At 59.4% G+C, this 9,964-nt stretch carries 8 protein-coding genes and 4 tRNA genes; 11 read left to right on the top strand and 1 reads right to left on the bottom strand.

Annotated elements, in window-relative coordinates; translation table 11 throughout:
* Positions 1-76 precede the first annotated feature (76 nt).
* On the bottom strand, positions 77-1,273 hold the full coding sequence (locus ACZ9IM_RS24725) for an amino acid aminotransferase (RefSeq protein ID WP_427624533.1): 1,197 nt from the start codon (positions 1,271-1,273) through the stop codon (positions 77-79).
* Between the two features lie 337 nt (positions 1,274-1,610).
* On the opposite strand from ACZ9IM_RS24725, the gene uvrB reads away from it, so the two are divergent.
* The 11 genes from uvrB to ACZ9IM_RS24780 all read left to right on the top strand — a co-directional run bounded on the left by uvrB (position 1,611) and on the right by ACZ9IM_RS24780 (position 9,864).
* Positions 1,611-3,626, top strand: a complete 2,016-nt coding sequence (uvrB, locus tag ACZ9IM_RS24730) for an excinuclease ABC subunit UvrB (RefSeq protein ID WP_008007189.1) — start codon at positions 1,611-1,613, stop codon at positions 3,624-3,626.
* 279 nt (positions 3,627-3,905) lie between these two features.
* Positions 3,906-5,387: a glutamate--tRNA ligase gene (gltX, locus tag ACZ9IM_RS24735; RefSeq protein ID WP_007905986.1), complete on the top strand. Its 1,482-nt coding sequence runs from the start codon at positions 3,906-3,908 to the stop codon at positions 5,385-5,387.
* Positions 5,388-5,577: 190 nt separating this feature from the next.
* Positions 5,578-5,653: transfer RNA gene (locus ACZ9IM_RS24740), tRNA-Ala, on the top strand.
* 79 nt (positions 5,654-5,732) lie between these two features.
* Positions 5,733-5,808 (top strand) — tRNA-Glu (locus tag ACZ9IM_RS24745).
* 53 nt (positions 5,809-5,861) lie between these two features.
* Positions 5,862-5,937 (top strand) — tRNA-Ala (locus ACZ9IM_RS24750).
* A gap of 80 nt (positions 5,938-6,017) precedes the next feature.
* A tRNA-Glu gene (locus ACZ9IM_RS24755) sits at positions 6,018-6,093 on the top strand.
* Positions 6,094-6,275: 182 nt separating this feature from the next.
* On the top strand, positions 6,276-6,815 hold the full coding sequence (locus ACZ9IM_RS24760) for a TetR/AcrR family transcriptional regulator (protein WP_427624535.1): 540 nt from the start codon (positions 6,276-6,278) through the stop codon (positions 6,813-6,815).
* Positions 6,816-6,845: 30 nt separating this feature from the next.
* Entirely contained in the window at positions 6,846-7,679 is an 834-nt protein-coding gene (locus ACZ9IM_RS24765) for an alpha/beta fold hydrolase (protein ID WP_427624536.1), read from the top strand.
* A gap of 48 nt (positions 7,680-7,727) precedes the next feature.
* On the top strand, positions 7,728-8,165 hold the full coding sequence (locus ACZ9IM_RS24770) for an acyl-CoA thioesterase (protein WP_017337624.1): 438 nt from the start codon (positions 7,728-7,730) through the stop codon (positions 8,163-8,165).
* A gap of 172 nt (positions 8,166-8,337) precedes the next feature.
* Positions 8,338-9,297 carry a tRNA dihydrouridine synthase gene (locus ACZ9IM_RS24775; RefSeq protein ID WP_038980070.1) on the top strand — a complete coding sequence of 320 codons (960 nt, stop codon included), beginning with the start codon at positions 8,338-8,340 and terminating at the stop codon, positions 9,295-9,297.
* Positions 9,298-9,417: 120 nt separating this feature from the next.
* Positions 9,418-9,864, top strand: a complete 447-nt coding sequence (locus tag ACZ9IM_RS24780; RefSeq protein ID WP_007905974.1) for an Hsp20 family protein — start codon at positions 9,418-9,420, stop codon at positions 9,862-9,864.
* Positions 9,865-9,964: the final 100 nt, after the last annotated feature.

Here is a 9,964-nt window from a genome sequence, read left to right on the forward strand (position 1 = left end):
GCTGCTTTGAGATTTATCAAAGACAAATAAAAAACGGGAAGCCCTGCGGCTTCCCGTTTTCGTATCACGCGAGGACTCAGATCACCTGAACGATGGCCTTGGTCACGGCGTCGATGTTGCTCTGGTTCAGCGCGGCAACACAGATGCGGCCGGTGTCCAGGGCATAGATGCCGAACTCGCTGCGCAGGCGGGTAACCTGCTCAACCGTCAGGCCGGAGTAGGAGAACATGCCGCGCTGGCGACCGACGAAGCTGAAATCGCGCTGTGGAGCGTTTTTCGCCAGCAAGTCGACCATCTGGGTGCGCATGCCGCGAATCCGCAGGCGCATTTCTGCCAGTTCCTCTTCCCACTGGGCACGCAGTACCGGGCTGTTCAGCACGGCGGCGACGATGCTTGCACCGTGGGTCGGCGGGTTGGAGTAGTTGGTGCGGATCACGCGTTTGACTTGCGACAGTACGCGCGCGCCTTCTTCTTTCGATTCGCTGACGATCGACAGAGCGCCAACGCGCTCGCCGTACAGCGAGAAGGATTTGGAGAACGAACTGGAAACGAAGAAGGTCAGGTCCGATTCGGCGAACAGGCGCACGGCCGCGGCGTCTTCATCGATGCCGTCGCCGAAGCCCTGGTAGGCCATGTCGAGGAACGGTACGTGACCTTTGGCCTTGACCACTTCCAGTACGTTTTTCCAGTCTGCCGGGCTCAGGTCCACGCCGGTCGGGTTGTGGCAGCAAGCGTGCAGCACAACGATGGAGCCGGACGGCAAGGCGTTCAGGTCTTCGAGCAGGCCTGTACGGTTAACGTCGTGGGTGGCGGCATCGTAGTAGCGATAGTTCTGCACCGGGAAACCAGCGGTTTCGAACAGGGCGCGGTGGTTTTCCCAGCTCGGGTCGCTGATGGCCACGACGGCGTTCGGCAGCAGTTGCTTGAGGAAGTCGGCGCCGATTTTCAGCGCGCCGGTACCGCCGACGGCTTGGGTGGTGATAACCCGGCCAGCGGCGATCAGCGGCGAATCATTGCCGAACAGCAGTTTTTGCACGGCCTGATCGTAGGCGGCGATGCCGTCGATCGGCAAGTAGCCACGGGAAACGTGTTGAGCAGCGCGAATCGTCTCGGCTTCGACAACGGCGCGCAGGAGTGGAATTCGCCCCTCCTCGTCGCAGTAAACACCGACCCCCAGGTTGACCTTGTTGGTACGGGTATCGGCATTGAATGCTTCGTTGAGGCCCAGGATTGGATCGCGTGGTGCCATTTCGACAGCGGAGAACAGGCTCATTATTGCGGCGGCTCTGAATGGAGTGTGGAGGGACGTGTCGCGCTCCAGCCGAATGCACTAGAGCGGTGCACAAACGGGGAGCTAGTATAGAGGCCATCAGCGATTGATGGCGACAGGCGATTCGGCTTTTACGGTAAGTTTTTCCAATTATTTTTCGATCGTGGGTCGAGTGGTGTCGTCAAAGGTTTTACCCGATGTAGGACGTTTGCCTTGAAAGCGACGGCAATCGGCTCCACATTGAGCACAATCCAGTTTTTTCCTTGGGCGACATCGGTCGTTTGTGGTTTTTTTCGTCGCTGTCCGGTTTGACTGGGCAGGCGCGAATCCAGAGGTATGTATGTCTGAATTCCAGCTAGTCACCCGCTTCGAGCCCGCCGGCGATCAGCCGGAAGCCATCCGCCTGATGGTCGAGGGCATTGAGGCCGGGCTGGCGCACCAGACGTTGCTCGGTGTGACCGGCTCGGGCAAGACCTTCAGCATCGCCAACGTGATCGCCCAGATACAGCGCCCGACGCTGGTGCTGGCACCCAACAAGACCCTGGCCGCGCAGTTGTATGGTGAATTCAAGGCGTTCTTCCCGAACAACGCCGTTGAATACTTCGTGTCTTATTACGACTACTACCAGCCCGAAGCCTACGTGCCGTCATCCGACACCTTCATCGAGAAGGATGCCTCGATCAACGACCACATCGAGCAGATGCGCCTGTCCGCCACCAAAGCGCTGCTGGAGCGCAAGGACGCGATCATCGTCACCACGGTGTCCTGCATCTACGGTCTGGGCAGCCCGGAAACCTATCTGAAGATGGTGTTGCACGTGGATCGCGGCGACAAGCTCGACCAACGCGCGCTGCTGCGTCGCCTGGCCGACCTGCAATACACCCGCAACGACATGGACTTCGCCCGGGCGACCTTTCGGGTGCGCGGCGATGTGATTGATATCCACCCGGCGGAATCCGATTTCGAAGCGATCCGTATCGAGCTGTTCGATGACGAAGTGGAGAGCCTGTCCGCCTTCGATCCGCTGACCGGTGAAGTCATCCGCAAACTGCCGCGTTTCACCTTCTATCCGAAGAGCCACTACGTGACCCCGCGGGAAACCCTGCTCGAGGCCACCGAAGGGATCAAGGTCGAATTGCAGGAGCGCCTGGAATACCTGCGCTCCAATAACAAACTGGTGGAAGCCCAGCGACTGGAGCAGCGCACCCGTTTCGACCTGGAGATGATCCTGGAGCTGGGCTACTGCAACGGCATCGAAAACTATTCGCGCTACCTGTCGGGCCGTGAATCCGGCCAGGCGCCGCCCACTTTGTTCGACTATCTGCCGGCTGACGCCTTGCTGGTGATCGACGAATCCCACGTCAGCGTGCCGCAAGTCGGCGCCATGTATAAAGGTGACCGTTCCCGAAAAGAAACTCTGGTGGAGTACGGCTTCCGTCTGCCGTCCGCGCTGGACAACCGGCCGATGCGTTTCGATGAGTTCGAAAGCATCAGTCCCCAAACGATTTTTGTCTCGGCCACGCCGGGCAATTATGAGGCGGAACATGCTGGCCGAGTGGTCGAGCAATTGGTGCGCCCGACCGGTCTGGTGGACCCGCAAATCGAAATCCGTCCGGCGTTGACCCAGGTCGACGACTTGCTCTCGGAAATCACCAAGCGTGTGGCCCTGGAAGAGCGGGTGCTGGTCACCACGCTGACCAAGCGCATGTCTGAAGATTTGACCGATTATCTGGCCGACCACGGCGTGCGCGTGCGTTATCTGCACTCGGACATCGACACCGTGGAGCGGGTCGAAATTATCCGTGACTTGCGTCTCGGCGTCTTCGATGTGCTGGTGGGGATCAACCTGCTGCGTGAAGGCCTGGACATGCCGGAAGTCTCGCTGGTGGCGATTCTCGACGCGGACAAGGAAGGTTTCCTGCGTTCCGAGCGCTCACTGATCCAGACCATTGGCCGGGCGGCGCGCAACCTCAATGGGCGGGCGATTCTGTATGCGGATCGCATCACCGGCTCCATGGAGCGGGCGATCGGCGAGACCGAGCGTCGTCGCGACAAGCAGATCGCCTTCAACCTGGCCAATGGCATCACGCCGAAGGGGGTGTTCAAGGACGTCGCCGACATTATGGAAGGCGCGGTCGTGCCGGGTTCGCGCAGCAAGAAGCGCAAAGGCATGGCCAAGGCCGCCGAGGAAAGTGCCAAGTACGAGGCCGAACTGCGCTCGCCGAGCGAGATCAGCAAACGCATTCGTCAGTTGGAAGAAAAAATGTACCAGCTCGCTCGCGACCTGGAATTCGAAGCCGCGGCGCAGTTGCGCGACGAAATCGGCAAGTTGCGGGAGCGGTTGATCGCTGTTTGATTTGTGGTGTCTGACAGGGCCTCTTCGCGAGCAAGCCCGCTCCCACAGTTGACCGAGTTGTCCAGGCGGACGCGGTCTAATGTGGGAGCGGGCTTGCTCGCGAAGGCGTACGACTGAACGCTATATTCGTCAGCTAAAGCGCTTCCCCCAGCCCTCAACCCACCTCGGCCTACGAGTGATGTGGAGGTAAATACCCCACTCACTGGAGCCGGGCGGCTATCGCCTGTTACCATTCGCCTCTTGTTTGATCTTCGCTTTTTATTCTTTTCGAGACATGCCATGACCACCGTCCGCACTCGCATCGCGCCATCGCCTACCGGGGACCCCCACGTAGGTACCGCTTACATCGCTTTGTTCAACTACTGCTTTGCCAAGCAGCATGGCGGTGAGTTCATCCTGCGGATCGAAGACACCGACCAGTTGCGTTCGACCCGCGAGTCCGAACAGCAGATTTTCGACGCCCTGCGCTGGTTGGGTATCGACTGGAGCGAAGGCCCGGATGTCGGTGGCCCGCACGGTCCTTATCGTCAAAGCGAGCGCGGCGATATCTATCAGAAGTACTGCCAGCAATTGGTCGACTTGGGTCATGCCTTCCCGTGCTTCTGCACGGCTGAAGAATTGGACCAGATGCGCGCCGAGCAAATGGCCCGCGGCGAAACCCCGCGTTACGACGGCCGTGCGCTGTTGCTCTCCAAGGAAGAAGTCGCGCGCCGCCTGGCTGCCGGCGAGCCACACGTCATCCGCATGAAAGTGCCGACCGAAGGCGTGTGCGTGGTGCCTGACATGCTGCGTGGCGACGTCGAGATCCCGTGGGATCGCATGGACATGCAAGTGCTGATGAAGACCGACGGCTTGCCGACGTACTTCCTGGCCAACGTGGTCGATGACCACCTGATGGGCATTACCCACGTTCTGCGCGGTGAAGAATGGCTGCCTTCGGCACCGAAACTGATCCTCTTGTACGAATACTTCGGCTGGGAACAACCGCAGCTGTGCTACATGCCGCTGCTGCGTAACCCGGACAAGAGCAAGCTGTCCAAGCGCAAGAACCCGACCTCGGTGACCTTCTACGAGCGCATGGGCTTCATGCCGGAAGCGATGCTCAACTACTTGGGCCGCATGGGCTGGTCGATGCCGGACGAGCGCGAGAAGTTCTCCCTGCAGGAAATGGTCGATAACTTCGACCTGAGCCGCGTCTCCCTCGGTGGGCCGATTTTCGACATCGAGAAGCTGTCGTGGCTCAACGGCCAGTGGCTGCGTGACCTGCCGGTGGAAGAGTTCGCCGCTCGTCTGCAAAAGTGGGCACTGAACCCTGAATACATGATGAAGATCGCGCCGCACGTGCAGGGCCGGGTTGAAACCTTCAGCCAGGTCGCACCGCTGGCCGGCTTCTTCTTCGCTGGTGGCGTGAACCCGGACGCCAAACTGTTCGAATCCAAGAAGCTCTCGGGCGATCAGGTTCGTCAGTTGATGCAGTTGATTCTGTGGAAGCTGGAAAGCCTGCGTCAGTGGGAGAAGGACAGCATTACCGCGACGATTCAGGCGGTGGTCGAATCCCTGGAGTTGAAGCTGCGTGATGCCATGCCGCTGATGTTCGCTGCGATCACGGGGCAGGCCAGCTCGGTGTCGGTGCTCGATGCGATGGAAATCCTCGGTCCGGACCTGACCCGTTTCCGTCTGCGCCAGGCTATCGACCTGCTGGGCGGCGTGTCGAAGAAGGAAAACAAGGAGTGGGAAAAACTCCTGGGCGCTATCGCTTAAGGCTGTTTAACCTTGTGTAGGAGCTGCCGAAGGCTGCGATCTTTTGATCTTGCTCTTCGGCGCCACCCCCGTTTTTCGGGGGGAGGGCGGTAAGTGATTGTTATGTGGGCAAAAAATTTTAGAAATTGTTAAAAATAAGTTTGACAGCCTTCCGATGCGCCATTAAGATTCGCCCCGTCCTCAGCGATGAGGGGCTATAGCTCAGCTGGGAGAGCGCTTGCATGGCATGCAAGAGGTCGACGGTTCGATCCCGTCTAGCTCCACCAATTTACACTTCAAGGTCTGGCCACACCGGCCTTGAAGCGATCAACACTCAGCGTTGATCAGTTGTATAGAAGGGTTTGCGTCCCCTTCGTCTAGTGGCCTAGGACACCGCCCTTTCACGGCGGTAACAGGGGTTCGAGTCCCCTAGGGGACGCCAGTTTTACAGAAGCGATGTTGCAAGATGTCGCTCCGCCGCGAGGCGAAAAATCCGGGGCTATAGCTCAGCTGGGAGAGCGCTTGCATGGCATGCAAGAGGTCGACGGTTCGATCCCGTCTAGCTCCACCAATTTTACAGTTCAAGGTCTGGCCACACCGGCCTTGAATCGATCAGCTCTCAGCACTGATCAGTTGTATAGAAGGGTTTGTGTCCCCTTCGTCTAGTGGCCTAGGACACCGCCCTTTCACGGCGGTAACAGGGGTTCGAGTCCCCTAGGGGACGCCACGATTACCCGCTCTGCGGGATTTTTAAGGGTCATTCAATTATTGAATGGCCCTTTTGTTTGTCTGGCGTTTGGCCAACTCTCCTTTTTTCTCAAAACTGTTCTTCAGACCAGCGGTCACATCCGCGACTTGCGAAAAATTATTATGAGAATAATATTCTAGTCGTAATATTCGGAGGCAACGATGAACGATAAAAAAGCTCAAACCCGCGAACGCATCCTCAAGGCTGCCAGTGCAGCGCTGATCCAGCGCGGCCCGGCCGAGCCGAGCGTGGGTGAAGTGATGGGCGCAGCCGGCCTGACGGTCGGCGGCTTCTACGCGCACTTCGAAAGCAAGGACGCATTGATGCTGGAAGCGTTCAAGCAACTGCTCAGCCATCGTCGTGGCTTGATCGCCGACATGGATGCCGAGTTGACCGGCGAAGAGCGTCGCGCGTTGGTCGCAGCGTTCTACCTGTCGCGCAAGCACCGTGATTCCACCGAGCAGGCATGTCCGATTCCGGCGTCGGTCGGCGAGCTGGGCCGTCTGCCGGACGAATTTCGTGTGGCATTGAATGAGCATATTGAGTTGATGGTCGCGCAGTTGGCGGCCAGCCCGGAAGAGACCGACAAAGCCTTGGCCGACATGGCCTTGATGGTCGGTGGTTTGGCTCTGGCGCGGGCGCTGGGGCCAGGAGAGTTGTCCGATCGATTGCTGCGCGCCGCCAAGTCGGCGGTGCTGTGACCTAAAGGCATCAGCCTGAGGAGATGAGCGATGAACACGTTGAGCTGGGTTCGTGGCGTTAATGGCACCTTGGGCTGGTTCGCGCCGAAGCTGGTGGCGAGCAAGATGCGCCTGGCGTTCATGACTCCGCGAGAATTGCCGCCGCGTGATTGGGAATTGCCGCTACTGGCGAAATCCGAACGGATCACCTTGCGCTTCGGCCTCTCGGCGCTGCGCTGGGGCCAGGGGCCGGCAGTGTTGTTGATGCACGGCTGGGAAGGCCGGCCAACGCAGTTTGCTTCGTTGATCACCGCGCTGGTCGATGCCGGTTACACCGTGGTTGCCCTGGACGGCCCGGCTCACGGTCGCTCGCCTGGTCGCGAAGCAAATGTGGTGCTGTTCGCCCGAGCCATGCTCGAGGCGGCCGCTGAGTTGCCGCCGCTGCAAGCGGTCATCGGACACTCCATGGGTGGCGCCAGTGCCATGCTCGCAGTTCAGTTGGGCTTGCGCACCGAAACCCTGGTCTCAATCGCCGCCCCGGCGCGAATTCTCGGGGTACTGCGTGGGTTCGCACGCTATGTGCGCCTGCCGCCCAAAGCGCGTTCGGCGTTTATTCGCCAGGTCGAGAAAGACGTCGGCATGCGCGCCGCTGCGCTGGATGTTGCGCGCTATCAGCTCGACATGCCGGGGCTGATCGTCCATGCCGAGGACGACAACTTTGTTCCGGTCAAGGAATCCCAGTTGATCCACGAAGCCTGGTTCGACAGCCGTCTGTTGCGCCTGGAAGAGGGTGGGCATCAGCGGGTGCTGGCCGATCCTCGGGTGATCGACGGCGTTCTTTCGCTGCTGGCCGGTCGCAGTCTGCAATCGCGCCAATCGGCCTGAGCATCCGTTACACTGCCCCGGTCGAAATAATCTGACCAGGAGTGGGGCATGGGCTGGGATCGGGCAACGCCGTTTATCATTGATCTGGAAGTGGGCGCCGAGGACATCGACGGGTTGGGCCATGCGAACAACGCCGTGTACGTGACCTGGCTCGAGCGTTGCGCCTGGCGCCACTCGCAACGGCTTGGCCTGGATCTGGTCGAGTACCGGCGGCTGGACCGGGCGATGGCGGTGGTACGGCACGAGATCGATTATCTGGCGGCGGCCTATGAGGGCGATGAGTTGCAGTTGGCGACCTGGATCGTCGATTGGGACCAGCGTCTGAAAATGACCCGACACTTCCAGTTGAAGCGCCCCAGCGACAACACGACGTTACTGCGGGCGCAAACCACTTTCGTGTGCATCGAACTGTCGACCGGCAAGCCCAAGCGCATGCCGGCGGAGTTTATCGAGGGTTACGGCCCGGCGTTGCAAGTTCCAAGCTGACACGATCCTGTGGCGAGGGGGCTTGCCCCCGTTCGGCTGCGTAGCAGTCGTAAAATTTGGGGGGCGCTACGCAACCCAACGGGGGCAAGCCCCCTCGCCACAGAGGTATGCGCAAGTCTTTCATTAGATTATCCAGTAAACTGCCGCACGTTTTTCGCTGAGTGTGTTTTTCATGCAAATTGCTTTGGCGCCCATGGAGGGGTTGGTCGACAACATCCTGCGGGACGTGCTGACCCGTGTGGGCGGTATCGATTGGTGCGTGACCGAATTTATTCGGATCAACGATCAACTGCTTACGCCTGCCTATTACCACAAGTTCGGCCCGGAACTGCTGACTGGCGCCCGAACCGCGTCCGGTGTGCCGCTGCGGGTGCAACTGCTGGGCTCCGATCCGGTGTGCCTGGCGGAAAACGCCGCGCTGGCCTGCGAGTTGGGTTCCGAGGTCATCGACCTGAACTTCGGCTGCCCGGCCAAGACCGTCAACAAATCCCGTGGCGGTGCGGTGCTGCTCAAAGAGCCTGAACTGCTCAACCAAATCGTTGAACACGTCCGTCGTGCGGTGCCAGCGCACATTCCAGTGACCGCCAAGATGCGCCTCGGTTTCGACAGCCCGGACGGTGCGCTGGTTTGCGCCACGGCCCTGGCTGAAGGCGGGGCGGCGCACATCGTGGTCCACGCGCGGACCAAGACCGATGGCTACAAGCCGCCAGCCCACTGGGAATGGATCCCTCGGGTGCAGGACGTGGTCAAGGTCCCGGTGTTTGCCAATGGCGACATCTGGAGTGTTGAGGACTGGCGTCGTTGCCGCGAGATCAGCGGCGTCGAAGACATCATGCTCGGTCGTGGACTGGTATCGCGCCCGGATCTGGCCCGGCAAATCGCTGCCGCTCGCGCCGGTGAAGACGTCGTTGAGATGACCTGGGCCGAGCTGCTGCCGCTGATTCAAGACTTCTGGCTGCAAGCCAAGGCGCAGATGACGCCACGCCAATCGCCGGGTCGCTTGAAGCAGTGGCTGGCGATGCTGACCCGCAATTATCCCGAAGCGGTAGAGCTGTTCACCGTCCTGCGTCGTGAGACCGAACTGGATAATGTCTCGCGTTTACTGGGGCTGCAGGTGTCTGAAGCGGCCTGAAAAAATCTTGAAATAATCTCTTGAAAAGCAATCAGCGGTCCTTATCTAAGGATTACGCGATGCCGAATTCGGGTCGCGGAGACAAAAAAACTTGCTGATTATGTTCAGGAGATTTGAATCATGAGTACTGCATTTTCCCTGGCCCCACTGTTCCGTTCCTCGGTAGGTTTCGACCGTTTCAACGACCTGTTCGAAACCGCCCTGCGCAATGAGCCAGGCAGCACCTATCCACCCTACAACGTTGAAAAATACGGTGATGATCAATACCGCATTGTCGTAGCGGCCGCCGGTTTCCAGGAAGAAGACCTGGACCTGCAAGTGGAGAAAGGTGTGCTGACCATCAGTGGCGGCAAACGTGACGCGGACGAAAGCGTCACTTACCTGTACCAAGGCATCGCTCAGCGCGCCTTCAAACTGTCGTTCCGTCTGGCGGACCATATTGAAATCAAGGCCGCCGAACTGCGCAACGGTTTGTTGAGCATCGACCTGCTGCGCGTAATTCCGGAAGAGGCGAAAGCCAAACGCATCCCGATCAACGGGACGCAGAAGCCGGCTCTGCAACACTGAGTCAGATGTCTAGTCCTGAAATAGGTTTACACCTGTTTCACCCTAACGCCCGATGCACCGCATCGGGCGTTTTGTATTTCAAAGACAGGTGCGGACGCTC

The sequence above is a fragment of the Pseudomonas sp. TE12508 genome (assembly GCF_056279485.1).